This is a genomic window from Kribbella pratensis (genome assembly GCF_004365355.1).
In the GTDB taxonomy this organism is placed as follows: Bacteria; Actinomycetota; Actinomycetes; order Propionibacteriales; family Kribbellaceae; genus Kribbella.
Map to the genome: position 1 here is coordinate 2,021,174 of NZ_SODP01000001.1, position 20,720 is coordinate 2,041,893.

The window sequence follows — 20,720 nt, forward strand, 5'->3', positions numbered from 1 at the left end:
GGGCGGGTGCGGATCGGGGAAGGCACGTTCCTGAACGTCGCTGTGATGGTCGCGGCGCTCGACCTGGTGGAGATCGGATCCCATTGCATGCTGGCGAACGGGTGCTTCGTGACGGATGCCAATCATCGGTTCGACGATCCGGATCGGCCGGTGCCGTGGCAGGGGTTCGATTCCAAGGGGCCGACGCGGATCGGCGACAACGTCTGGCTTGGCGCGAACGTGGTCGTCACCAGCGGGGTGACGATCGGCGAGAGGTGCGTGATCGGCGCCAACAGCGTTGTCACGCAGGACATTCCGTCGTACTCCGTCGCGGCCGGCGCGCCTGCGAAGGTCCTGCGAGCCGTCACCTACCCGAATGCCCAACTCTGACCGCCGTTACTCCCCCAGCCACTCCCGGCTCCTCAACTCCCGTTCCTGCCAATTAACTGACGGGCGTAGAAGTAGATGCAAATACTCCCACGTCGGCGCGATCAGATTCAGGTGCGACAGTAGGAGATGCCTCGAGGGCGAAGAAGATGAAGCCGATGAAGCGGGTGGGGTCGGAGTCGCTCGGGGGCAGCAATTCGGGCGGCGTGTCCGGTGACACCGGCGGCTCGCTGATCGCAGAAATCCTGAAGCCCGCAGCGGTGAACGACTCCGACATTGCGCTCAGCGAGCGATACCAGATCGTGAGTGTTGCGGAGACGCCGTCGAAGTCGTACTCCTCCGTGTTAGGCACGGTCGCGAAGTAGTCGACCTCGGGGTACATCACCGGCGGGATAACCGGGTGGTTCACCACCACGACCAACCGGCCGCCAGGCCTCAGCACTCGGCGCAGTTCGGTCAGCGGGCCCGACCAGTCCTCGAGGTAATGCAGCACGAGCACGGCCAACGCGTCGTCGAAGGCCTCGTTGTCGTACGGCAGCGGCAGGGATAGGTCGGCAACCTTCAGGTCGGCGTCGTCTCCGAGCCGCTTCCGGGCGAGCCGGATCATCGCAGGGCTCGCGTCGAACCCGGCCACGCTCGCTCCTCGCTCTTTCAGGTCGGCGACGAGCGGCCCTGAACCGCAGCCAGCGTCCAAGATCCGGCGCCCGGCGACGTCACCCAGCAGATCGAGCACCGCCGGCCGGGCGTACCACCGGTTGAACAGGCCGTTCTCGTTCGCGCGCGCATACGCCTCGGCGAAGCTGTCGTAGTGGTCCGGTTGCTGCTCGGCAGTCTGCGTCTCGGAGGTCATGCCGAGCCAGTGTGCCAGGTCCGATGCAATGCTCGCGTCGACAGCGCGGGGAAAGTCCGCTGTGTCGTCAACGAACATCGCGCCGCCGTCTCACCGTGGAGTGTGCAGCGGACGCGATTCGGAGCCTTGGGAGGTTGTCGGCCAACTGCCTGGTTCCGCAGCTGCAGACGATGCCGTGATCCACCGACGGCGACGCGAACAAAGGACCGTCGAATCGAGGCCGAGCGCTCTGTTCTGCCGCGAACCGGGCGACCCCCGGCTGCTCAATTCCCGTCCCTGTCGGTTTGGATCGTGTGATGGGACAGACTGTCGGGATGGATCGTGAGGGTCGTCAGGAGCTTCACTATCGGGCACTTGAAGGTGACGTCGCGGGTATCCGAGAGCGCCTGGCTGCGGGTGACGAGGTCGGGCTGGCTGACAGGCAGGGCTTCACGGCTCTGCACTTCGCTGCGCAGGAATCGCAGACCGAGGCCGTCAGGGTGCTTGTGGAAGCTGGAGCGCCGGTGGACGCGCGAGATCGGTTTGGGAACACGCCTCTGTGGCGTGCGGTGTTCAGCTCGCGTGGGAAGGATGCGACCGTCGAAGCACTCGTCGAGGCTGGTGCTGATCCGGACATCGTCAACGAAGCCGGAGCATCTCCGCGTGAGCTGGCAGGGAGAATCGGCGCTGACGAGGTCGCTGCGCTGTTCGCCCAGACGCACTGATATGCCACAGTCCGCATGGGCCCTGGCATGAGTGTGCTGGCTAAGGTTGCCTCGTGACGTTCGAGTTCGATCTTGTCGCGGAACGCGGCGAGCTCCGGTTCGACGAGCGCGGATTCGAGAGGGTTCGGTTCCTTTTGTCGGAGTTCCAGCCGGCGGCACGTGTGACCTTGGAAGGCCAGCCACCGACCCGGATCAGAGTCCGCGCGGACGGCGAACCCGTGACCATCGCGCCAGGGTTGCTGGCCGAGGTCGAGGAACTTGCTGGAATTACTCTGCGATTCGAGATGCGAACCTGAGTCGACGGCCCCCCGGTCGACTCCGGCTTCCCCAGTCGTCGCGGTGCGACGCGTCGGGGTGCCAGTTATCCCACCGGAGTTGCTACTGCTGGTGTACGAAGCCGATGTAGTCGGCCCCGGCCGGGCCCGGGCGCGAGGTTCCGTCGCGGGTCCAGCCGTGTCGCTTGTAGAAGTGGATGGCGCGCGAGTTCCGCTCCCAGACGTCGACCTCGCCTACAGCGTCAGCCTGGCGTGTGATGGAAACGAAGCGTGCCATCAGGGTGCTGCCGACGCCGCTCGACCACTGGCTGGGCTCGACGAAGATCCCTACGAGCCGAACGCGTTTCTCGTCAGGTGCGTTGGTCGGAAACACTCCGTTGGCGTCCAGCGTGATTACACCGGCGATGTCATAGGTCGAGACAGCCACTAGGACGGTGAGTCGATCATCGGCCACCATCTTGTGCCAGGACTCGCGGTATCTCTCGTCAGGAACGGCCGCCACCTCGTGGCCGCCGGCGCCGTAGTACACAGCCCGCGACCGCGCATGCAACTCCGCAAGCGCATCTCCGTCGCCCAGCATGGCGTCTCGAATGCGGATCATCTGATGCCGGCCACGTTGATGTGTACGGCGTGGCCGTGAGGCCGGAACCTCGTGTCGGGGGCCAGCTCACCGGTTCCGATCTCGAACTGGAGGCCTGCCAGTGATCCGTCACTCAGGATCCGGCGTTGGCGGATGTACGTGGCGCTCTCGGCGAACGATCCGATGAGCGAGAACACGGCCGCTCGTGCATGTCCCACGCTTGTCGGCTCGCCACGCCATTCGAGGTCGAGGACGAAGGTGTGCTGGTCGTCGGTCGAGGAAGTTAGTACAGCAAGTCGCCCGTCGTTCTCACACCATCGTTCGACATGCGGCAGAAGATGAACCTCTGGTTCCTCAGCGACCCAGAGCGGCTCCTGGAACGCCGCAAGGAGATCACTGACGCCGGGGACCAACCGTTCGGCGTCCCCGACGCCGCGTCCGATTTCGTCGCCTTCCCATCGCATACGAGGACGGTACCCCGGCCTTCTCCCCCGCTCCCGGCCACCAACTAGTACCCGCGGGTGCCGTCGAGCTGTTCGCCGCGGTCAGAACCCCACGCTCGTCGGCATCCCCGTCTGGAAAGACACGCTCCACCCTCAGTACGCCTCGAGGACGAAGAAGATGAAGCTGATGAACCGCTTTACGTCTTTCAGGTGGTCCGGGATCACTTCGGGTGGGGTGTCGGGGGCGATCGAGGGCTCGCTGATGACGGAGATCCGGAAGCCCGCGGCGGTGAAGGCCTCGGACATGGCGTGCAGCGGTCGGTGCCAGTTTGTGTAGACGATTGTGCGGCCGGCGTGTTCCGCGTCGTACGAGAAGGGGGCGACGTCGAAGTAGTCGGCGTCGGGGTTCAGGGCTGTGTAGACGATCGGATGGTTCACCGACATGATCAGGCGTCCGCCCGGCTTCAGCACCCGGCGGAGCTCCGCGAGCGGCTTGGTCCAGTCCTCCAGATAATGCAGGACGAGAGACGCCACGACGTCGTCGAAGGCAGCGTCGGCGTACGGCAGCAGGTCGGCCAGGTCGGCGACGGTCAGGTCGGCGTCCAAGCCGAGTCGTCGGCGGGCCAGCTGGATCATTTCCGCGCTCAGGTCGAAGCCGGACATGATCGCGCCCTTGTCACGCAACGCCGCTGACAGCGGACCGGCGCCACAGCCGACGTCCAGGATGCGACGACCGGCCACGTCACCGGCAAGGCTCACCATCGCCGGCCGTTCGTAGTGACCGTTGAGCAGATTCGTCTCGTTGTCGGCGGCGTACGCCTCGGCGAACTCGTCGTAATCCATCGTCGGCATGGACGAACCCTACGAGTTCACGAGGGCATGCGTTCCTTCTGCAGAAGCTGGCGGGACGACGTGAAGCCGAGCCGCTCGTACACCGGCACGGCCTTGCGGCCGGAGTGAACAGTCACGTGACCGGCGCCGAGCTCCAACGCGTGATCGGCCGCGGCCTGGACGAGCGCAGATCCCACACCTTGGCCGCGAACCTCCGGTACGACGTACACGCTCTGGATGTCGGCCGAACGGCGCGTGGTCGCACCCGGCCTGGGCACCCGCGCAACGATCGCCAGCCACGCCATGCCGACTAGCTCGGACTCGTCCAGCCGAGCGACGAACGCGAAATGCGAGTCGTTGTCGATCCACCAGGACGCCAGATCGGCGGCGAACTCTTCGACGGGCTGCTCCCCGCGTTGCGAAGGTGCGGCGTTCAGCCAGAGCAGCCGAGCCAGTCGCGGCACATCCGTCTGACCTGCGAGGCAAATATCCACCTGGCCAATACTCCCCCAGCTCCCCCGCCGCTGGAAAACCGTTTCCTGCTTAGCTCATGAGCTTTTGCAGCCGCTCGGCGCTCGTCGTATCGGCCGGTAGGAACGTCTCGATGGCTAAGCTCGCGGCCGTTACTTCCAGTGGGGCCCCGATGGTGGCGATCAAAGTGAAGAGACGGACCGGCCCCAGACGGGTCTCGAGGTCAAGGGTGACCATCGGCTGCTGGGCAGCGACTGTTGGCGGGGCATCAGGCAGGTAGGGCTCGACCTCGTCCAGCAGTTCGGCCAGCGCATCGTCGGCCGTCTCGCGGCTCCTGCGCTTCAGCTGATGAATGAGCGGGAGACTGCAGGCGGCCGTCATCGACGAGATGCTCGGCAGCCCTCCTGGATGCACCGACAGACGGAGCATGTTCATCGGCGGCTTCAGGAGTTCGGGATCCACGCCGGCCCACAGCAGCGACGCCGCGGCGTTCGCGTCGATCAGGTTCCACAGCCCGTCGACGATCAGCGCCGGGTTGGGCAGGTGGGCGTCGAGCAGCCGACCGAGCGACTCGCGCAGCGGCTGCATGGTCTGGGAGTTGTACGGCTCGTCGAGGTAGATCGGCGCGAACCCGGCCGCGAGCAGCAACCGGTTGCGTTCGGCGATCGGCAGGTCGAGATGGTTCGAGAGATGGACCAGCAGCTGACGGCTCGGCTGCGCACGGCCCGTCTCGACGAAGCTCAGATGCTTCGTCGACACCTCGGCCTCGAGCGCCAGTTCCAGCTGACTCAGCCGCCGGTGCGTCCGCCAGAACCGCAGCAGCTCGCCGGCGGTCTGTGGCTCGTCCAGGACGGTCATAACAACTGAACGGTACGGCGGACCGCGGCCGTCCAGCCATTACCCGCGAGGTAACTGCACCAAGGAGGTAATTGAACCTCTCCCCCGGCGCCCCGGATCGTTGACGCCATGAACCCCACCTACACAGCAGTTGCCACCGCGTCTGGCCGCGAGTCCCGCGCCATCACCGCCGACGGGCAGTTGGACGTTCAGCTCGCGTTCCCCAAGGAGATGGGCGGAACCGGTGACGGCATCAACCCCGAACAGCTCTTCGCCGTCGGCTGGGCCGCCTGCTTCTCCACCAGCCTCGACCGCGTCGCCCAGGCCCGCGGCATCGACGCCTCGGACGTCGCCGTCACCGCCGAGGTCAGCCTCGTTCCCGCTGACGGAAGGTTCGAGCTGGCCGCCGTACTGCGGGTCGAACTCCCCGACCACTTGCACTGTGAGGTCGGGAAGAAGTTGCTCAAAGCAACAGAGGCAGTCTGCCCGTACTCCCGCGCCGTGCAGGGCAACATCTCGGTCGAGATCGTCACCGAATGACGCCGTGTTCGGCGAGGAGCGTCTCCAGCCTGTCGTGGCCCTGCGTGAAGTCCCATAGCTCGGCGTGGAGGCCGGCGGTGCGGGCGCCGGTGATGTTGCGGGCGGTGTCGTCGATGAACAGGATCGTCGACGGGTCGGCGCCGATGCGGTCGGCAGCGCGGGTGAAGAAGGCGGGGTCGGGCTTGGCCACGCCGAGGTCGTACGAGTAGCAGCTCACGTCGAACAGATCGTCGTACCCGAGTGCCGTCCGCATGTGCGCGCCGCGATAACACTCCTGGTTGGTGCCGAGATGTACGCCGTACCCGCTGCGCTTCAGCGCTCGCACGATGTCGAGCGACTCCTCGATGAGCACGATGTTCTTCCACACGGCGTCGTACACCTCGATCACCGGGGTAGTCACGCCGTACCGCACCAATGACGCCTCCAGCACCGGCAGGTAGTCGCCCTCCCCCGCGAGCATCGGCAGTTCGTCGGACCAGGTCTCATGCAGAAAGTCCCGCGCCCGGTCCCCCAGATACGGCTCCATCGCCGCATACCAACCACCCGGCAGGTCCTGCAGAACGCCGTCCGCGTCGAACAACACGTGCCGGACCCGCGAATCAGCAATGCGAGCGATTCTGCACGAGTTTCAGCTGGTGAGCGTCCGGGTCCCGAAACCACGCGAACCGGAGCCGATTGTCCGGAGAATCAATCGGCGGTACGACGGGAGTCGCGCCGGCAGCCACTGCGCGTTCGTAGAACTCGTCGACGTCGTCGCACCAGAAGACCACCTCCGTCGACGGAGTGCCGGACGGAGCGACGCCCAGCTCGACGAGGTTGTTCGCCACCTCCGCCGAGGTGAGACCGATCCGCACACCGGCGGCCTCGACCTCGACGTGCTGGATCGGGCCGGTCGCCGGTGCGCGGAAGGCCTCGGTCAGGCCGAGGCGGGTGTAGAACGCCAGACAGGCGTCGACGTCGGCGCAGAACAGGTTGACCTGGAGTTGGGCAATCACACGAGCGAGCTTAGGACCAGGACCGGTTCGACGGCTTCGTCGGCCGGAGTCTCCTCAGGCAAAGTCTCTGACTCGGGCGGGTCCTGTTGCTGTACGTCGCCGTAGATCGCGGCGACGTACAGCTTCGGGATCAGGCACATCAGGACGGGTCTTGCAGGATGCCGAGCACGTTGCCGTCGGGGTCGGTCAGCGTGGCCACCAGACGTCCGCCGCCGACGTCCTTCGGAGCGTCCTTCAGGGTGCCGCCGGCAGCGGTGACCTCGGCGATCTTCGCCTCGATGTCGGTGACGTGCCAGTACGCCGTCGGCGAGGTCATGTCGCTGTTCGGCACCAGGCCGATCTGCTGACCCTCGGCCTCGAACCCGACGTAGTACGGCGAGTCGGCCATCGGCTCCAGGCCGAGCAGTGCGGCGTACACCGGCTTGGCCTTCTCGAGGTCGGTGACCGGGTGCAGGATCGTCTTGACGCCTTGCGTGGAAGTCATTTCAGCATCTCCAAACTCCGGTTTCGCTTACTGACTGTCACGTTAGTCGCGCCGACGTCTGCGGTGCTTCTTGATTCCTGACCGGTTAGGCGACGTACTCCGCGAGATGCTTCCCGGTCAGCGTCTTCGGCTTCTTGATGAGCTCCGCCGGGGTGCCCTCGAAGACGATCTTGCCGCCGTCGTGGCCCGCGCCCGGGCCGAGGTCGATGATCCAGTCCGCGTGAGCCATGACGGCCTGGTGGTGTTCGATCACGATGACGGACTTGCCGCCGTCGACGAGGCGGTCCAGCAGGCCGAGGAGCTGCTCGACGTCCGCGAGGTGCAGGCCGGTGGTCGGCTCGTCGAGGACGTAGATCCCGCCCTTCTCCCCCATGCGCGTCGCCAGCTTCAGACGCTGCCGCTCGCCGCCGGACAGCGTGGTCAACGGCTGCCCGAGCGACAGGTATCCGAGACCGACATCGGCCAGCCGCTCGAGGATCTTCTCCGCGGCCGGCGTACGCGCCTCACCGTCGGCGAAGTACCCCAAGGCCTCCGAAACCGGCATCGCGAGCACCTCCGCGATGTTCTTCCCGCCGAACGTGTACTCCAGCACCGCGGCCTGGAAGCGACGACCCTCGCACTCCTCGCACGGCGATTCGACGGTCGCCATCACGCCGAGCTCGGTGTAGATCACACCCGCGCCCTTACAGGCCGGGCACGCGCCCTCGGAGTTCGCACTGAACAGCGCCGGCTTGACCCCGTTCGCCTTCGCGAACGCCTTCCGGATCGGCTCGAGAAGTCCGGTGTACGTCGCCGGGTTGCTCCGCCGGGACCCGCGAATCGCGCCCTGGTCGATCGCCACGACACCTTCACGATCGGCGATCGACCCGCGGATCAGTGAACTCTTGCCCGACCCCGCCACGCCGGTCACCACGACCAGCACGCCGAGCGGTACGTCGACATCCACGTTCTGCAGGTTGTTCGTCGAGGCGCCCCGCACCTCGAGCGCACCGGACGCCGAGCGGAACGACGACTTCAACGACGCGCGATCGTCCAGATGCCGGCCCGTCAGAGTCCCGCTGGTACGGAGCTTGTCGAGCGTCCCCTCGAACACCACCTCGCCACCGCCGGACCCGGCGCCGGGGCCGAGATCGATGACGTGGTCGGCGATCGCGATCGTCTCTGGCTTGTGCTCGACGACCAGCACTGTGTTGCCCTTGTCGCGCAACTGCAGCAGCAGGTCGTTCATCCGCTGGATGTCGTGCGGGTGCAGACCGATCGTCGGCTCGTCGAAGACATACGTCACGTCGGTCAGCGACGACCCGAGGTGGCGGATCATCTTGGTCCGCTGCGCCTCACCGCCGGACAGTGTGCCCGCGGGCCGCTCCAGCGACAGGTACCCGAGGCCGATGTCGACGAACGCGTCGAGCGCCTCGCCCAGCGCCTTGAGCAGCGGCGCCACCGAAGGTTCCTTCAACGAGCGGATCCAGGCGGCCAGGTCGGTGATCTGCATCGCGCACAGGTCCGCGATGTTCTTGCCCTTGATCTTCGAGGCCCTGGCCTCGGCGCCGAGCCTGGTCCCGTTGCAGTCGGGGCAGGTCGTGAAGGTCACCGCACGCTCGACGAACGCGCGGATGTGCGGCTGCATCGCGTCGACGTCCTTGGACAGGAACGACCGCTGGATCGCCGGGATGATGCCGTTGTAGGTGAGGTTGATGCCCTCGACCTTGATCTTGGTCGGCTCGCGGTACAGCAAGTCGTGCAGTTCCTTCTTGGTGTACTTCTTGATCGGCTTGTCCGGGTTGAAGAACCCGGAGCCGCGGAAGATCCGCCCGTACCAGCCGTCCATGCTGTAGCCGGGGATCGTCAGCGCGCCCTCGTTCAGCGACTTGTTCTCGTCGTACAGCGCGGTCAGGTCGAAGTCGGTGACCGAGCCCATGCCCTCGCACCGCGGGCACATGCCGCCGGCGTACACCTGCTCGCGAACGACCTTCTTCTCGCCGGCGCCCTTGTCCGCGGTCATCGAGCCGGTCGCCGTCCGCTTCGGCACGTTGAACGAGTACGCCGTGGGCGGGCCGACGTGCGGTTCCGCGATCCGGCTGAACAGGATCCGGAGCATCGCGTTCGCGTCGGTCGCCGTACCGACCGTGGAGCGTGGGTTGGCGCCCATCCGCTCCTGGTCGACGAGGATCGCCGTGGTCAGACCATCGAGTACGTCGACCTCGGGGCGGGCCAGCGTCGGCATGAAGCCCTGCACGAACGCGCTGTACGTCTCGTTGATCAGCCGCTGCGACTCGGCCGCGATCGTGCCGAACACCAGCGAGCTCTTGCCCGAGCCGGACACGCCGGTGAACGCGGTCAGCCGGCGCTTCGGGATCTCGACGCTCACGTCCTTCAGGTTGTTCACCCGCGCGCCGGTGACCCGGATCATGTCGTGGCTGTCGGCAACGTGTTCGTCGCGGCTCATGCGTGTCTCCTCTGGAAAGACGGGTTCAGGGGGCCTGGTTGATCCGGATGTGGTTCCCGGCCGGGTCGCGGAACGCACAGTCGCGGACGCCGTACGGCTGGTCCATCGGCTCCTGGATGACCTCCGCGTCGGTCGCCTGCAGGCGCTCGAACAGACCGTCGAGGTCGTCGCTCTGCAGCACGAGGGTGGCGTAAGTGCCCTTGGCCATCATCTCGCCGATGGTACGGCGCTCGTCCTCGGTGAGCCCGGGATCGACGGCCGGCGGCGTCAGGACGATCGAGGTGTCCGGCTGCCCGGGCGGCCCGACCGTGATCCAGCGCATGCCCTCGTACCCGACGTCGAGGCGGATCTCGAAGCCGAGGAGGTCGCGGTAGAAGCGCAGGGACGCCTCGGGATCGGTGTGCGGCAGGAAGCTGGCGTGAATCTTGATCGTCGGGTTGTTCGTCATGGCGTCAAACTACGTGCCGGACGACGGAGAAGCTTCTCGATTCCTGATCGGTCGCGTTACCTGTTTCGCGACACACGAGGGGATGCCGAGGGTGGCGTCGCCGGCGCGGTCCTTGTAGACGCTCGGCGGCATACCGACGAGCTCGGTGAAGCGGGTGCTGAACGTGCCCAGTGACTGACAGCCGACCGCGAAACACACGTCGGTGACACTCATCCCGCCGCGCCGCAGCAGCATCATCGCCCGCTCGATCCGCCGCGTCATCAGATACCCGTACGGCGACTCTCCGTAAGCACGCTTGAACTCACGGCTCAGATGCCCCGACGACATGTGCGCACCACGGGCGAGCGCGTCGACGTCCAGCGGCTGCGCGTACTCCCGGTCGATCCGGTCCTTCACCCGCCGCAGCCGCGCCAGATCCGCCAGGCGCTGCTCGTCCGTCGCTCCACTACTCACGGTACAAATCCTGCCAGCTCAACCAACCGAAGTCACCCGCCGCGCTAGCGAGTCAGCGGCGCAGCGCCACTCTCCTTCGCCGCACCGGCAGCCGGTCCACCGCTCGCCGGACGTCCGCCCGCACCATCGGTCCGCTCGCCGGCGGGCGTCACTCGCGGCGCGGGCTGAGCCCCGAGGGTGTGCTGGACACTCCGGGCCAGCTCACGGTCGGGGCGCGCTGCGATGCCGGCGTTCACTGCTCTCACGCCGGCGTCGGCCGTCGCGTACCCGAGACGGTAGGCGAAGTTCCGATCGGCGACGGCTTCGTTGCCGGCGACCTGGGCGTCGCCGTACCGGCCGTCGAGCAGTTGCTTGCTCATCGCGTTGCGTACGTCGCTGACCAGGTCCGGGTCCGGGTGGTGCCAGCGCTCACCGCGCTCACCGGGGTCGGCGGAGGTGACGATCGAGGTGGCCGCGGTCTCGAGGGTCCGGTCGATGTCGCCACGGGCCATCTGGGCACGGACGTTCGGCAGGAACTCGGTGTTGTCGATGTGGTAGCCCATTCGGCCGTTCTCGATGTACTCCTCGGCCAGCCGCTGCGCGAACCCGTCGGAGAGGTCGCCGAGCGGTCCCGGCGGGAGGTTGGCCCAGCGCTCGTTGGTGTCCCGCCGCCACTGCATGCTCGCCGCGGCACTCGCGTTCATGACGGCATCCGACCAGGTCACCTCCTGTCCGTTCTGCTCGTAGGCACGAAGCTGCATCGTGGCCCCGGTGGCATCGAGGGCCCGGCGCCACCAGGCGTCGTCGGAGGGGTTTCGGTACGAGCCTGACTCAGGATGCGGCTGCGACATCGGCGTCCTTCGGGGGTAGTTCCAGATCGGCGACGACAAGATGTCACAGGGTTGGGTCAGCGGCCGGTGGTTCCGTCGAGTTGTTCGCGGATGATGTCGGCGTGGCCGGCGTGGCGCGCGGTTTCGTTGATGACGGCCAGGACGGCCCAGCGGAGATTGTGGGTCTTGCCGTTGCGGGTAACGGGCGTCTCCGGGTCGCCGAGTTTGGCGATGATCTTGTTGGAGGCGGCGCAGGCTGCCTTGTAGTCGGCGCGGAGCTTGGTGAGCGAGATGCCGGGGTCGACTGTCATCGAGCGCTTGCCGCGGGAGGCCTTGCCGCCGGCGACGACCTCCTCGATCCAGAGGGACTCCACGAAGGTCAGGTGCTGGACGAGGCCGGCCACGTTGGTCCCGGACTCGACCGTACTGCGGCGTGCGTCCGCCTCGCTCAGGCCGGCGAGCTTCTTCAGTACGCCGGCGCGCAGCCCGTCGAGGGTCTCCACCAGCTGTTCGAGTTCGGTCACGTCTTGCACGGGCCGATCGTGGCGACGAGACCGTGATGATCCGACTTCGGCACCTGGAACCAGCCGGTGTCGTCCGAGCACCAACCGGGTTTCACGAACAGGTGGTCGATCCGGACGAACAGCGCCGCCCATCTGCCGGTCTGCGACGGCCGGCCCCACCCGTTCAGCATCGCGTCCTTCAGCGGATCGGCCAGCACCCGGTAATCGCGGCCGCGGTCCGTCGTGTTGAGATCGCCGGAGATCACGACCGGGTGGTCGTCGCGGGCTGCTCGCAGTGCGATCTGCTCGATGAGCCGATGATGGTTCGCGACGGTGGTCTCGTACGGAATCGTGTCGGCCGGCGTGTTGTACGACGACCCGCCGGACTTGTACCACGCCTTCGGCACATGGACGGCGAGCAGATCGAAGTCACCGGACGGCGCGTGGACCCGGAGCATGTACCCCGGGAGATCAGGCCCGGGCTGTTCGAGCACGGTCATCGGCCAGCGGCTGAAGACCCCGACTGCCGGCCCGTTCCAATAGGCGACGTGCTCCGGGTACGCCTCGGACAACCGTTCGGTCAGCGGCTGCCCGATCTCCGAGATGACAAGTACGTCGGCTTTCTGCGCGATCAGGTCGTCCGCGCCTTCGAGTTCGCCGGCGCCGATGTTCGCCGCGGCGAACCGGATGCCGCGACTTGGGTCGACCGTCCCCGAGCCGTGCGGGACCCATGGCCCGACCGTAGCGACGATGCCGACCAGCAGCGTCGACACGGCGAACGACACAGCAACCGCGAAGGCTGGTCGGCGACGGCGCGCGAGCACACCCACCAGCAACGCGAGCAGGGCCACGACCAGCGCCAGTATCGGCAACAGGATCGCCAGCACGTCCGTCACCACGCCGAGCCGGTCCCGGAGCAAGAACCATGCCCACGGCAACAATCCGGCGACCACGATCCCGGCGTACCGCCCCGTTCTGGACGGAGCGTCCCCCACCCCTACCTCAGTCCCCTCCACCCGACCAGGCTATGCCACACCAGAACCGAACCGCGCCCAGTTGATGATGGGCGGTCAGCAGGAGGCCTACATTCTCCCGCACGGAATCGGTTTACGGCAGGTCGAGGGTGAGTGGTAAATCGCTCAGGAAGTCGACCGCGTCGAACATCGCACCGGCGGACGCCACGCCCGTCGAGCGCGTCTCACCCGCGAGGATTCGGCGTACGGCGCCGACCGCGAGCGGGGCCGAGATCGCGTAGATGTCCTGCCCGCCGGCTGTCGCCCGCCGCTCCTCGCCGCCGATCCGGACCCGGACGTCGACGATGAAGGCCTGGTCCGATCGGCCCGTGGCGTCGACAGCGACCGGCGCCGGGGTGTCTGTGTCCGCGAGATCACTGGCCGCCTCGACCGTCATATACGTGCGGACCTCGGGTACCGCGAGGTGGCTCGGGATCGTGACGACATCGGCCATCGTGAACTCGGGGATCACCCGACGCCGGCCGAACGGCTCCGGGAACGTCCAGTCCTCCTGCGTCGGCTTGTCCTCGTGGTACTGCAGAGCGCCGTCGGTGAAGCGGAGCCGCCGGCCGTCGCGCCGGTCGTGCGACACCTGGCCGGCGGCGCGCGTACCGGGCGTCGGGTGCCAACTGGTCAGTCCGTAAGCGACGTGCACCTCGTCGGCGCTCGTCCGCTCCCCCAGCGCCGCGGTCGTCAGCAAGTCGCCGAGACCGCCGAAGAACGCCATCGCCGGCACGACCGGGGTGCCGCTCTGCCTGGCGTACGTCGACACGTTGGCCTCGATCTCCGCGGCGACGTCGACGTACGGAATCCCGGCACGGATGGCCGCGTCGATCACCGGGTCCGCGGTCGCGGCGAACGGGCCGGCGCAGTTGATCACAGCAGCGGCGTTTTTCAGCGCCTGGTCGAGTGCGTGCGGGTCGTCGACCGCAGCAGGGCGGATCTCCAAGTCCCAGAGGGCCTCGAGTGCGCCGGAATTCCGGCCGGAGGCAATGACCGGCAGACCTTGGCGCAGCAGTTCCTCGACGACGAAACGGCCGGTGTGACCGGTTGCTCCATAGACCACGACAGCGTTCATACGGCTCATACGTTGAGTCTCGCCGTACCGGATGAGACAGCGTGAGAGTCCGGAACGACACTGTTCGTACACTTTCGGACATGCACACCGTCGCACTGGCGACCGCCGGGCACCTGCTGCACTTCGAGCTCGGCATCGCGTACGAGATCTTCGGCAACCCGCCACTCGGGGCAGACGAGTGGTACGACGTACGCCTGTGCGGACCGGGATCGGTCCGCGTCGGCCCGTTCACCGTCGAGCCCGACGACAACCTGGCGTTCCTCGCGCAAGCAGACACCGTCATCGTCCCCGCCCTCGCCGACGTCGAGGAACCCCCAGCGCCCGAGCTCGTCGATGCCGTCCGGTCCGCCTACGAGTCAGGGGCCAGAATCGCGTCACTGTGCACCGGCGCCTTCGTCCTCGGCGCCGCTGGACTGCTCGATGGTCGTCGCGCTACGACGCATTGGGGACATGCCGACGCCCTCAGCGCCAGGTATCCAGCGGCGACCGTCGACCCCGACGTGCTCTACACCGACAACGGCAACGTCCTCACCGCCGCCGGCAAAGCAGCCGCGGTCGACCTCTGTCTCCACCTCATCCACCTCGACCACGGCGCGACGGTCGCGAACACGATCGCCCGGCGTCTCGTCGTACCGCCGCATCGCGCCGGCGGCCAAGCGCAGTTCGTCTCGACGCCGGTCCCGGTGAGCGGCGATCACACCCTCGCGGAGCTGCTCGCGTGGGCGCAGGAGCGGCTGGACCAGCCGTTGACCGTCACCGACCTCGCCCGTCGTGCGAACACCAGCCCGCGCCACCTCGGTCGCCAGTTCCGCGCGGTGACCGGCCAGACGCCACTCCAATGGCTCCTGACCCAACGCGTCCGCCGCGCCCAACAGTTGCTGGAGGCCACCAACCACAGCATCGAAGCAGTCGCCACTGCCACCGGCCTGGGCACCGCCACCACCCTGCGGCGTCAGTTCAAACGGGTAGTGGGCATTCCGCCCAACGCCTACAGAACCGCTTTCCGCAGCCCGTAAGGTGAGCGCCATGGACAGCTATCCGCGGCGGATGCACACCGCGTTGGACGCGGTGGACTCGCGAGGCTTGGCGGAGTTCTACCGCGTGTTCCTCGGGCTGCGGTACCGGCCCGGGGACGAGCCGCCGGTGGACGGGTCCGAGGACGACGCCAGCTGGCTCGTGCTCGTCGACGAGGACGGGAACCGCCAGCTCGCCGTACAGCAGGTCGCTGAGTTGGCGCCGTCCACGTGGCCGTCGGCCGAAGTGCCGATGCAGCTGCACATCGACTACGCCGTGCCGTCGCTCGAGGAGCTCCACCGGCATCGCGAGCGGGCCGAGCAGCTCGGCGCGCGGTTGCTGTACGACCGCGAGGCGGAGGAGGACGAACCGCTCTACGTCCTCGCCGATCCGGCGGGACATCCGTTCTGCCTGCTGGTCGGACACGTCTGACTCGCCATGGACCAAGCCTTGGCGGAGCTGCGCGAGCTGATCGTCGGCGCGGTCGGGCGTGAGGGCGTGATCGACGGGTTGTTGCTGTCGCTTGTCGACGCACCCACGCCGCCGACGGCCGGGCTCGCGTCGCCGACGTTCGCGTTGGTGGCGCAGGGACGGAAGCGGCTGGCGCTCGGCGAGCAGGTGTTTGAGTACGGCGCCGGCGACTACGTGATCGTGTCCGTGGACCTACCGGTCACAGGGCACTTCGTCGAGGCATCGAAGGACGCGCCATGCCTCGGCGTCGGGCTCGAGCTGCGACCGGAGTCGATCGCCTCGCTGCTCCTCGACGCGAGCGAGAAGCCCGGCAGCACGGTCCGCGGTCTCACCGTCGACCACGCACCGGCCGAACTGGTCGACGCGATGGTCCGCTTGGTCCGACTGGTCCACCAACCCGATGACGCCCCCGTGCTCGCGCCGCTCGTGCAGCGCGAGATCCTCTGGCGGCTGCTGCGGAGCCCGCAAGGCGCCGCGGTCCGCGAGATCGGGCTCGCCGACAGCAGCCTGTCGCACGTCGCTCGTGTCATCGGCTGGATCCGCAAGCACTACACCGAGCCGTTCCGGGTCGAGGACCTGGCTGCGATGGCCGGTATGAGTACGTCGGCCTTCCACCGTCACTTCCGCACCGTCACCGAGCTCACCCCGATCCAGTTCCAGAAGAAGATCCGGCTGCACGAAGCCCGGCTCCGCGTGGTCGGACTCGGCGAGGACGTGACGAGCGCCGGGTACGCCGTGGGCTACGACAGCCCGTCTCAGTTCAGCCGCGAGTACCGCCGCGAGTTCGGTACGCCGCCGAGCCGCGATCGAGCAGGATCAGGCAAGCTGGCGCCAGAATTGATCTAACGAGATCGCAGCCCCAGCAGATCTACTGGTGTCGTACCTGTTCCTGACCCAGTAGGAGTTGTGCACGATTATGCAAGTAGCTGTGATCACCGGCGGAAGTTCCGGCATCGGCCAGGGCGCCGCGTTCGAGATCGCGAAGCGCGGCACGGCCGTCGTCGTCACCTACCACGGCAGCCGCGAACGCGGCCTCGACACGGTCCAGCGGATCGAGAAGGACGGCGGTACTGCGGTTGCGCTGCCGCTCGATGTCTCGCGGCCGGAGACGTTTGCGGAGTTCCGGGCCGCGCTGACCGACGTACTGAAGCACTGGGATCGGACGACGTTCGACTTCCTCGTCAGCAACGCCGGCGTCGGGCAGTCTCCGGTGATGTTCGAGGAGACGACCGAGGACCTGTTCGATCAGATGGTCAACGTCCATCTGAAGGGTCCGTACTTCCTCACGCAGACTCTCCTTCCGTTGATCGCCGACAACGGCTCGATCGTCTACACGACCAGCACGTCGGCGCTCCAGTCGGCGCGGCCGTCGCCGGGGTACTCGGTCTACGCGAGTGTGAAGGGCGCGCAGATCGTGCTCACCCGGTACCTCGCCAAGGAGCTGAGTGTCCGCGGGATCCGGGTCAACGCCGTTGCTCCCGGCGTGACCCGGACCCGTCTTGGTGGCGACGCGTTCTCCGAGCATCCCGAGTGGATTCCCCCGATCGCGGAACGGACCGCTCTCGGCCGGATCGGTGAGTCCGACGACCTCGGCAAGGTCATCGCGTTCCTCGGCTCCCCCGACTCGGGCTGGATCACCGCTCAGACAGTGGAGGCTTCGGGCGGCTACGAGCTCTGACTCCAGGCGTCTCCCCAACTGATGCCGCGGGCTGCTCGGTAGGCGTCATCCGACTTGGGCACGATCAGCTGTTGCGCGGCGCCGGCCGACGTACAGAGCTCGAGCACGACCCGGCCTTTCGGTCTGCCCGGTCTGCGGATCACCCGAGCCGGAGCAGGCCGGACCGGGTCGCGCGTCGCGACGACGTAGCTGAATCTCTCCTCCTCGTAGTTGCGGGTGCCGTCCTTGAGCACGCGGTGCAGCTCGGTCCGGGGCAGGCGGGCGGCGAAGTGGCACCAGTCGGTTGGACATTCGCCTTGATGCGGACAGGGAGCCGCGATCGTGAAGCCGTCGTCGATCAGCTGATCACGGGCTTCGAGCGTACGGCGGTGGCCGTGGGGCGTGCCTGGTTCGACGAGGACGATCGTGGTGGCGAACCGGGCTGCGGTCTGGATCAGGGTGCGGCGGAGACTGTCGGTGAGCTCGTTCAACACGTAGCCGATCGTGATCAGATCCACCGACTCGGCTGACGCGCTCGGGTCGCGGGGCTTGGTCCAGTGGCGGAGGTCTGCGGTCGTCCAGCGCCAACGGTTGCCTTCGGCAAGCTGTTTGCCGAGGCTGATGGCGGCCGGCTGGCGTTCGATGATCTCGGTGGTGATGGTCGGCCAGATAGCTGAAGCGGCCCAGGCGGCGGCGCCGGTTCCGCCGCCGAGGTCGAGGTGGGTGGTGAACGATGCGTCGATGTGACGGTCGGCTGCTGAGAGTGCGGCGTACAGGGCGCGGAAGGTCGCCGGCATGCGGGTGACGGCGTACGCGAGGGCGTCGAGGTGATCGCGCATTCCGGCAGCGGTGTCGTCGACCTGCTCGGTGCGGTAGCGGTGTGAGAGCGCGTCGACGCGGCGGCGTAGTTCGTGGTGCGGGACGCCGTCGAGGGCGCGTGCGAGGGCAGCATGAAGTTGGGTGTCCACGGAGGACATGCGGAAGCTCCGGTTCGGTCGGCACGGAGTGCGCGCCGGGATGAACTCAGCGCACACGTGATCCGCGGCCTGACGCCGCGACGCACCAACCAGGTCCGGAGAGAAGCTGTCAGCGACCTGTCAGCAGACAGCGGAGGAGGGATTGGCGCGGAACCGGATCACCTTGCAAGTCATCACGCACCTCCTCGGATTGAGCCCGACCGTAGCAGAGCCGCTCTCATCGCGCGGCCTATTTATCGGCCTTCCGCCGTGCACAGGCAGACCTTGTTGCCCTGCGGGTCCGCGAGGACGGTGAACGCCGGCGCCTCGTCGTCGTACGCGATCGTGCCGCCCGCGGCGAGGCCGGCCTTGATGCGATCCGGGACGACCTCCGGTGGCAGCCAGAGATCCAGATGGAACCGTTGTCGTGGTGTCGAATGCGGAGAGGTGCCCTGGAACCAGAGGTTCGGGACGCGGCCCGTCGGGTCGAGGATGTCGTTTCCCTTGAACGAGTCCGTGGTCCCGGTCAGCACTGCCGCCCAGAACGGTCCGATCTCGGGAAGGTCGGCCGTGTCCAGCGCGATCTCCAGCTGCGCCACAGCCGTCGGATCGGCGGTCAGACCGTGGTCCGCCGCGATTGCGCTGATCTGCTCCGCCACGGCTTCATCCCGACTGGAGACGTCGACGAACGTCGCACCTAGCCGCAGCTCAGGCACCTGGTCGGCGTCCGAGCACGCCTCACCGACCGCTCGCACAAACCGCGCACCTTCAGCCAGCGATGCGGTCACGAACCTCGCCTGCTGCGCCTGAACCATCTTCCGCCAGTCCGCGAGCACCATGCCGAACCTCCAATCCCGAATGAGGCTAGAACACCACTCCGACAGTTCTACCCACGCAGTACGGCGAGATCGCGCTCGGCGTACATCCGGTGCTGCCACTCCTCGCTCAGAATGCAGCCGAGACACCGGCTCACCTTGAAGCTCTCCGACTCCGGATACCCGGGCTCGGTCACCGGCACCGTCATCTCGCCCAGCTGCTCATCGGTCAACCCGGCGAGCACCTCCCGCACGGTCCGCATCCGATCGGCCCGCAACGCGAGCACCTCATCGAGCGACGGCCGTACGGCGCGATCACGCGGCACGCCGGGTACGTCGGACATCTCGTCGTGAGGCAGATCGAGCGGGTCCCACGGCGCCGGATCGCCAAGCATGGCTCGGCGTACCCAGGCGTCCGTCGCGAAGACGAGGTGACGCTGCGTCTCGATGAACGACCACTCGCCGTCGACCGACTCGTGCAGCAAGTCCTCCGGCATCGCCCGGGCCCGCTCGACGGTCTCGGCCCACAACCGCTCGAGCAACTCCCATGCCTCCCGGTAACCGTCCGCGTGCGTCGGGCTCATCTTCGCCCGATCGGGATACCGACGGTTGAGCTCGGCGTCGATCAGCGGTACGACATCGATGCCCCAGACCCGCAGGTTCTGGATATCGCCGTCGATCGAAACGTCAACCACCCGGGCAGCACGGATCGTGACGCCGGTCAGGTCGACGTTGTCGAACACCGCGTCGCGAAGCCGGACATCCTCGAACCGAGCGCCGCTCAGATCCTGCTCCTTGAACTCCTTGAACTCCTTGGACTCCCTGGACTCCCTGGACTCAGCCACCGGACCACCTTCGCGCGCGGCCGCCTGGGGTTACAAGGGACCCGGTGTTACCGGGTCCGTGATAAACCTGCTGGCGGTTGTCGGTACGACGACACCTTCTGATCGGAACGGAGCGGCATGTACCGCAGGCTCGTGCTCAAGCTGTCCGGGCAGGCGATCGCCGGCCCGGACGAGTTCGGATTCAACAGCGACCGGCTCACGCACCTTGCCAACGAGGTGATCGCGTTGCGTGCGACCGGCGTACAAGTCGCGGTGGTGGTGGGCGGCGGGAACGTGTTCCGCGGGAACCGGGCCGACGACTGGGGTATCGACCGGGTCGAGGCGGACAACATCGGCATGCTCGGCACGGTCATCAACGCGGTCCTGCTCCGCGGCAGGCTGGCCGCGCTCGGAGCCCACGGCGTACGGCTGATGACCGCGATCCCGATCGACAACCTGGCCGAGCCGTACATCCGGTTGCGCGCGCTGCGGCACCTGGAGAAGGGCTCGATCGTCCTCCTTGCGTGCGGCAACGGGCAGCCGTTCACCACCACCGACTACCCGTCGGTCCAGCGGGCCGTCGAGCTCGAGGCCGACGCCCTGCTGGTCGCGAAGAACGGCACCGACGGTGTGTACGACGCCGACCCGAACAAGCACGCCGACGCCAAGCGCTTCGACCATCTCACCTACACCGAAGTCATCGACCGCGGCCTCGGCGTGATGGACCAGTCCGCCTTCATCCTGGCGCGCGACCACCACCTCCCCCTCCACGTCTTCGACATAGACCGCACCGGCGCCGCCTCCGCCATCGTCAACGGCACCCAGGTCGGCACAACCATCATGTAGGTGGAAGTTGT

At 67.2% G+C, this 20,720-nt stretch carries 29 protein-coding genes; 9 read left to right on the forward strand and 20 right to left on the reverse strand.

Features of this window, described 5'->3' with window-relative positions:
• The first annotated feature begins 6 nt into the window (after nt 1-6).
• Nucleotides 7-369, forward strand: a complete 363-nt coding sequence (locus EV653_RS41645) for an acyltransferase (protein ID WP_238159651.1) — start codon at nt 7-9, stop codon at nt 367-369.
• A gap of 52 nt (nt 370-421) precedes the next feature.
• On the opposite strand, the gene EV653_RS09580 is transcribed toward EV653_RS41645, so the two are convergent.
• Nucleotides 422-1,216 (reverse strand): class I SAM-dependent methyltransferase, encoded by a 795-nt coding sequence (locus EV653_RS09580; protein WP_134100344.1) that lies wholly within the window; start codon nt 1,214-1,216, stop codon nt 422-424.
• 314 nt (nt 1,217-1,530) lie between these two features.
• Here EV653_RS09580 and EV653_RS42690 point away from each other — a divergent pair, with 314 nt between their 5' ends.
• A complete protein-coding gene (locus tag EV653_RS42690) occupies nt 1,531-1,920 on the forward strand; it encodes an ankyrin repeat domain-containing protein (protein ID WP_134100347.1) in 390 nt (129 codons plus the stop codon).
• Nucleotides 1,921-1,973: 53 nt separating this feature from the next.
• Nucleotides 1,974-2,216, forward strand: coding sequence for a hypothetical protein (locus EV653_RS09590; protein ID WP_134100350.1), 243 nt, complete (start codon nt 1,974-1,976; stop codon nt 2,214-2,216).
• A gap of 82 nt (nt 2,217-2,298) precedes the next feature.
• On the opposite strand, the gene EV653_RS09595 is transcribed toward EV653_RS09590, so the two are convergent.
• The 5 genes from EV653_RS09595 to EV653_RS09615 all read right to left on the reverse strand — a co-directional run bounded on the left by EV653_RS09595 (nt 2,299) and on the right by EV653_RS09615 (nt 5,378).
• Nucleotides 2,299-2,796 (reverse strand): GNAT family N-acetyltransferase, encoded by a 498-nt coding sequence (locus EV653_RS09595; RefSeq protein WP_134100353.1) that lies wholly within the window; start codon nt 2,794-2,796, stop codon nt 2,299-2,301.
• Nucleotides 2,793-3,239 (reverse strand): hypothetical protein, encoded by a 447-nt coding sequence (locus tag EV653_RS09600; protein WP_134100356.1) that lies wholly within the window; start codon nt 3,237-3,239, stop codon nt 2,793-2,795. The genes EV653_RS09595 and EV653_RS09600 overlap by 4 nt, the downstream gene beginning before the upstream one ends.
• Nucleotides 3,240-3,371: 132 nt before the next feature.
• Complete coding sequence (locus EV653_RS09605; protein WP_134100359.1) at nt 3,372-4,070, reverse strand: class I SAM-dependent methyltransferase; 699 nt, start codon at nt 4,068-4,070, stop codon at nt 3,372-3,374.
• 17 nt (nt 4,071-4,087) lie between these two features.
• The gene (locus tag EV653_RS09610; RefSeq protein WP_166679326.1) at nt 4,088-4,543 is read right to left on the reverse strand and encodes a GNAT family N-acetyltransferase; all 456 of its coding nucleotides are present in this window, start codon (nt 4,541-4,543) and stop codon (nt 4,088-4,090) included.
• A gap of 49 nt (nt 4,544-4,592) precedes the next feature.
• Nucleotides 4,593-5,378, reverse strand: a complete 786-nt coding sequence (locus EV653_RS09615) for a helix-turn-helix domain-containing protein (RefSeq protein ID WP_134100364.1) — start codon at nt 5,376-5,378, stop codon at nt 4,593-4,595.
• 108 nt (nt 5,379-5,486) lie between these two features.
• Between EV653_RS09615 and EV653_RS09620 the strand changes: the two genes are divergently transcribed.
• Nucleotides 5,487-5,897: an Ohr family peroxiredoxin gene (locus EV653_RS09620; RefSeq protein ID WP_134100367.1), complete on the forward strand. Its 411-nt coding sequence runs from the start codon at nt 5,487-5,489 to the stop codon at nt 5,895-5,897.
• On the opposite strand, the gene EV653_RS09625 is transcribed toward EV653_RS09620, so the two are convergent.
• From EV653_RS09625 to EV653_RS09670, 11 genes are all read right to left on the reverse strand, one after another.
• Complete coding sequence (locus EV653_RS09625; protein ID WP_238159653.1) at nt 5,887-6,480, reverse strand: HAD family hydrolase; 594 nt, start codon at nt 6,478-6,480, stop codon at nt 5,887-5,889. The two genes, EV653_RS09620 and EV653_RS09625, sit on opposite strands and share 11 nt — an antisense overlap.
• Before the next feature lie 16 nt (nt 6,481-6,496).
• On the reverse strand, nt 6,497-6,892 hold the full coding sequence (locus tag EV653_RS09630) for a VOC family protein (RefSeq protein WP_134100373.1): 396 nt from the start codon (nt 6,890-6,892) through the stop codon (nt 6,497-6,499).
• Nucleotides 6,889-7,032: a hypothetical protein gene (locus tag EV653_RS41050; RefSeq protein ID WP_166679327.1), complete on the reverse strand. Its 144-nt coding sequence runs from the start codon at nt 7,030-7,032 to the stop codon at nt 6,889-6,891. Before EV653_RS41050 ends, EV653_RS09630 begins: the two co-directional genes overlap by 4 nt.
• The gene (locus EV653_RS09635; RefSeq protein ID WP_134100376.1) at nt 7,032-7,376 is read right to left on the reverse strand and encodes a VOC family protein; all 345 of its coding nucleotides are present in this window, start codon (nt 7,374-7,376) and stop codon (nt 7,032-7,034) included. The genes EV653_RS41050 and EV653_RS09635 overlap by 1 nt, the downstream gene beginning before the upstream one ends.
• An 85-nt stretch (nt 7,377-7,461) precedes the next feature.
• Nucleotides 7,462-9,822 carry an ATP-binding cassette domain-containing protein gene (locus EV653_RS09640; protein ID WP_134100379.1) on the reverse strand — a complete coding sequence of 787 codons (2,361 nt, stop codon included), beginning with the start codon at nt 9,820-9,822 and terminating at the stop codon, nt 7,462-7,464.
• Nucleotides 9,823-9,847: 25 nt separating this feature from the next.
• On the reverse strand, nt 9,848-10,270 hold the full coding sequence (locus tag EV653_RS09645; protein WP_134100382.1) for a VOC family protein: 423 nt from the start codon (nt 10,268-10,270) through the stop codon (nt 9,848-9,850).
• A 9-nt stretch (nt 10,271-10,279) separates the two neighbouring features.
• Complete coding sequence (locus EV653_RS09650; protein WP_134100385.1) at nt 10,280-10,723, reverse strand: helix-turn-helix transcriptional regulator; 444 nt, start codon at nt 10,721-10,723, stop codon at nt 10,280-10,282.
• A 44-nt stretch (nt 10,724-10,767) separates the two neighbouring features.
• A complete protein-coding gene (locus tag EV653_RS09655; RefSeq protein ID WP_238159654.1) occupies nt 10,768-11,553 on the reverse strand; it encodes a hypothetical protein in 786 nt (261 codons plus the stop codon).
• A 56-nt stretch (nt 11,554-11,609) separates the two neighbouring features.
• On the reverse strand, nt 11,610-12,065 hold the full coding sequence (locus EV653_RS09660; RefSeq protein ID WP_166679328.1) for a DinB family protein: 456 nt from the start codon (nt 12,063-12,065) through the stop codon (nt 11,610-11,612).
• Nucleotides 12,053-13,051, reverse strand: a complete 999-nt coding sequence (locus EV653_RS09665; RefSeq protein ID WP_134100394.1) for an endonuclease/exonuclease/phosphatase family protein — start codon at nt 13,049-13,051, stop codon at nt 12,053-12,055. The genes EV653_RS09660 and EV653_RS09665 overlap by 13 nt, the downstream gene beginning before the upstream one ends.
• A gap of 91 nt (nt 13,052-13,142) precedes the next feature.
• On the reverse strand, nt 13,143-14,135 hold the full coding sequence (locus EV653_RS09670) for an NAD(P)H-binding protein (protein ID WP_134100397.1): 993 nt from the start codon (nt 14,133-14,135) through the stop codon (nt 13,143-13,145).
• A gap of 71 nt (nt 14,136-14,206) precedes the next feature.
• Here EV653_RS09670 and EV653_RS09675 point away from each other — a divergent pair, with 71 nt between their 5' ends.
• The 4 genes from EV653_RS09675 to EV653_RS09690 all read left to right on the forward strand — a co-directional run bounded on the left by EV653_RS09675 (nt 14,207) and on the right by EV653_RS09690 (nt 17,289).
• A complete protein-coding gene (locus tag EV653_RS09675) occupies nt 14,207-15,142 on the forward strand; it encodes a helix-turn-helix domain-containing protein (protein WP_134100400.1) in 936 nt (311 codons plus the stop codon).
• 10 nt (nt 15,143-15,152) lie between these two features.
• On the forward strand, nt 15,153-15,572 hold the full coding sequence (locus tag EV653_RS09680) for a VOC family protein (protein ID WP_134100402.1): 420 nt from the start codon (nt 15,153-15,155) through the stop codon (nt 15,570-15,572).
• A gap of 6 nt (nt 15,573-15,578) precedes the next feature.
• The gene (locus EV653_RS09685; RefSeq protein ID WP_134100405.1) at nt 15,579-16,457 is read left to right on the forward strand and encodes an AraC family transcriptional regulator; all 879 of its coding nucleotides are present in this window, start codon (nt 15,579-15,581) and stop codon (nt 16,455-16,457) included.
• A gap of 70 nt (nt 16,458-16,527) precedes the next feature.
• The gene (locus tag EV653_RS09690; protein WP_134100408.1) at nt 16,528-17,289 is read left to right on the forward strand and encodes an SDR family NAD(P)-dependent oxidoreductase; all 762 of its coding nucleotides are present in this window, start codon (nt 16,528-16,530) and stop codon (nt 17,287-17,289) included.
• On the opposite strand, the gene EV653_RS09695 is transcribed toward EV653_RS09690, so the two are convergent.
• The 3 genes from EV653_RS09695 to EV653_RS09705 form a co-directional block, all read right to left on the reverse strand.
• Nucleotides 17,277-18,245, reverse strand: a complete 969-nt coding sequence (locus tag EV653_RS09695) for a small ribosomal subunit Rsm22 family protein (protein ID WP_134100411.1) — start codon at nt 18,243-18,245, stop codon at nt 17,277-17,279. The two genes, EV653_RS09690 and EV653_RS09695, sit on opposite strands and share 13 nt — an antisense overlap.
• A gap of 233 nt (nt 18,246-18,478) precedes the next feature.
• Nucleotides 18,479-19,063 (reverse strand): VOC family protein, encoded by a 585-nt coding sequence (locus EV653_RS09700; protein ID WP_134100414.1) that lies wholly within the window; start codon nt 19,061-19,063, stop codon nt 18,479-18,481.
• A gap of 47 nt (nt 19,064-19,110) precedes the next feature.
• Nucleotides 19,111-19,884 carry a DinB family protein gene (locus EV653_RS09705; RefSeq protein WP_134100417.1) on the reverse strand — a complete coding sequence of 258 codons (774 nt, stop codon included), beginning with the start codon at nt 19,882-19,884 and terminating at the stop codon, nt 19,111-19,113.
• Between the two features lie 117 nt (nt 19,885-20,001).
• Between EV653_RS09705 and pyrH the strand changes: the two genes are divergently transcribed.
• Complete coding sequence (pyrH, locus tag EV653_RS09710; RefSeq protein WP_134100420.1) at nt 20,002-20,709, forward strand: UMP kinase; 708 nt, start codon at nt 20,002-20,004, stop codon at nt 20,707-20,709.
• Nucleotides 20,710-20,720: the final 11 nt, after the last annotated feature.

Bases quoted from the DNA above. Each gene is read 5' to 3' on its own strand.
- EV653_RS09580 (WP_134100344.1), bottom strand. From the start codon at position 1,216: ATGACCTCCGAGACGCAGACTGCCGAGCAGCAACCGGACCACTACGAC.
- EV653_RS42690 (WP_134100347.1), top strand. From the start codon at position 1,531: ATGGATCGTGAGGGTCGTCAGGAGCTTCACTATCGGGCACTTGAAGGT.
- EV653_RS09595 (WP_134100353.1), bottom strand. From the start codon at position 2,796: ATGATCCGCATTCGAGACGCCATGCTGGGCGACGGAGATGCGCTTGCG.
- EV653_RS09600 (WP_134100356.1), bottom strand. From the start codon at position 3,239: ATGCGATGGGAAGGCGACGAAATCGGACGCGGCGTCGGGGACGCCGAA.
- EV653_RS09605 (WP_134100359.1), bottom strand. From the start codon at position 4,070: ATGCCGACGATGGATTACGACGAGTTCGCCGAGGCGTACGCCGCCGAC.
- EV653_RS09615 (WP_134100364.1), bottom strand. From the start codon at position 5,378: ATGACCGTCCTGGACGAGCCACAGACCGCCGGCGAGCTGCTGCGGTTC.
- EV653_RS09620 (WP_134100367.1), top strand. From the start codon at position 5,487: ATGAACCCCACCTACACAGCAGTTGCCACCGCGTCTGGCCGCGAGTCC.
- EV653_RS41050 (WP_166679327.1), bottom strand. From the start codon at position 7,032: ATGTGCCTGATCCCGAAGCTGTACGTCGCCGCGATCTACGGCGACGTA.
- EV653_RS09635 (WP_134100376.1), bottom strand. From the start codon at position 7,376: ATGACTTCCACGCAAGGCGTCAAGACGATCCTGCACCCGGTCACCGAC.
- EV653_RS09640 (WP_134100379.1), bottom strand. From the start codon at position 9,822: ATGAGCCGCGACGAACACGTTGCCGACAGCCACGACATGATCCGGGTC.
- EV653_RS09645 (WP_134100382.1), bottom strand. From the start codon at position 10,270: ATGACGAACAACCCGACGATCAAGATTCACGCCAGCTTCCTGCCGCAC.
- EV653_RS09655 (WP_238159654.1), bottom strand. From the start codon at position 11,553: ATGTCGCAGCCGCATCCTGAGTCAGGCTCGTACCGAAACCCCTCCGAC.
- EV653_RS09670 (WP_134100397.1), bottom strand. From the start codon at position 14,135: ATGAGCCGTATGAACGCTGTCGTGGTCTATGGAGCAACCGGTCACACC.
- EV653_RS09675 (WP_134100400.1), top strand. From the start codon at position 14,207: ATGCACACCGTCGCACTGGCGACCGCCGGGCACCTGCTGCACTTCGAG.
- EV653_RS09680 (WP_134100402.1), top strand. From the start codon at position 15,153: ATGGACAGCTATCCGCGGCGGATGCACACCGCGTTGGACGCGGTGGAC.
- EV653_RS09685 (WP_134100405.1), top strand. From the start codon at position 15,579: ATGGACCAAGCCTTGGCGGAGCTGCGCGAGCTGATCGTCGGCGCGGTC.
- EV653_RS09690 (WP_134100408.1), top strand. From the start codon at position 16,528: ATGCAAGTAGCTGTGATCACCGGCGGAAGTTCCGGCATCGGCCAGGGC.
- EV653_RS09695 (WP_134100411.1), bottom strand. From the start codon at position 18,245: ATGTCCTCCGTGGACACCCAACTTCATGCTGCCCTCGCACGCGCCCTC.
- EV653_RS09700 (WP_134100414.1), bottom strand. From the start codon at position 19,063: ATGGTGCTCGCGGACTGGCGGAAGATGGTTCAGGCGCAGCAGGCGAGG.
- pyrH (WP_134100420.1), top strand. From the start codon at position 20,002: ATGTACCGCAGGCTCGTGCTCAAGCTGTCCGGGCAGGCGATCGCCGGC.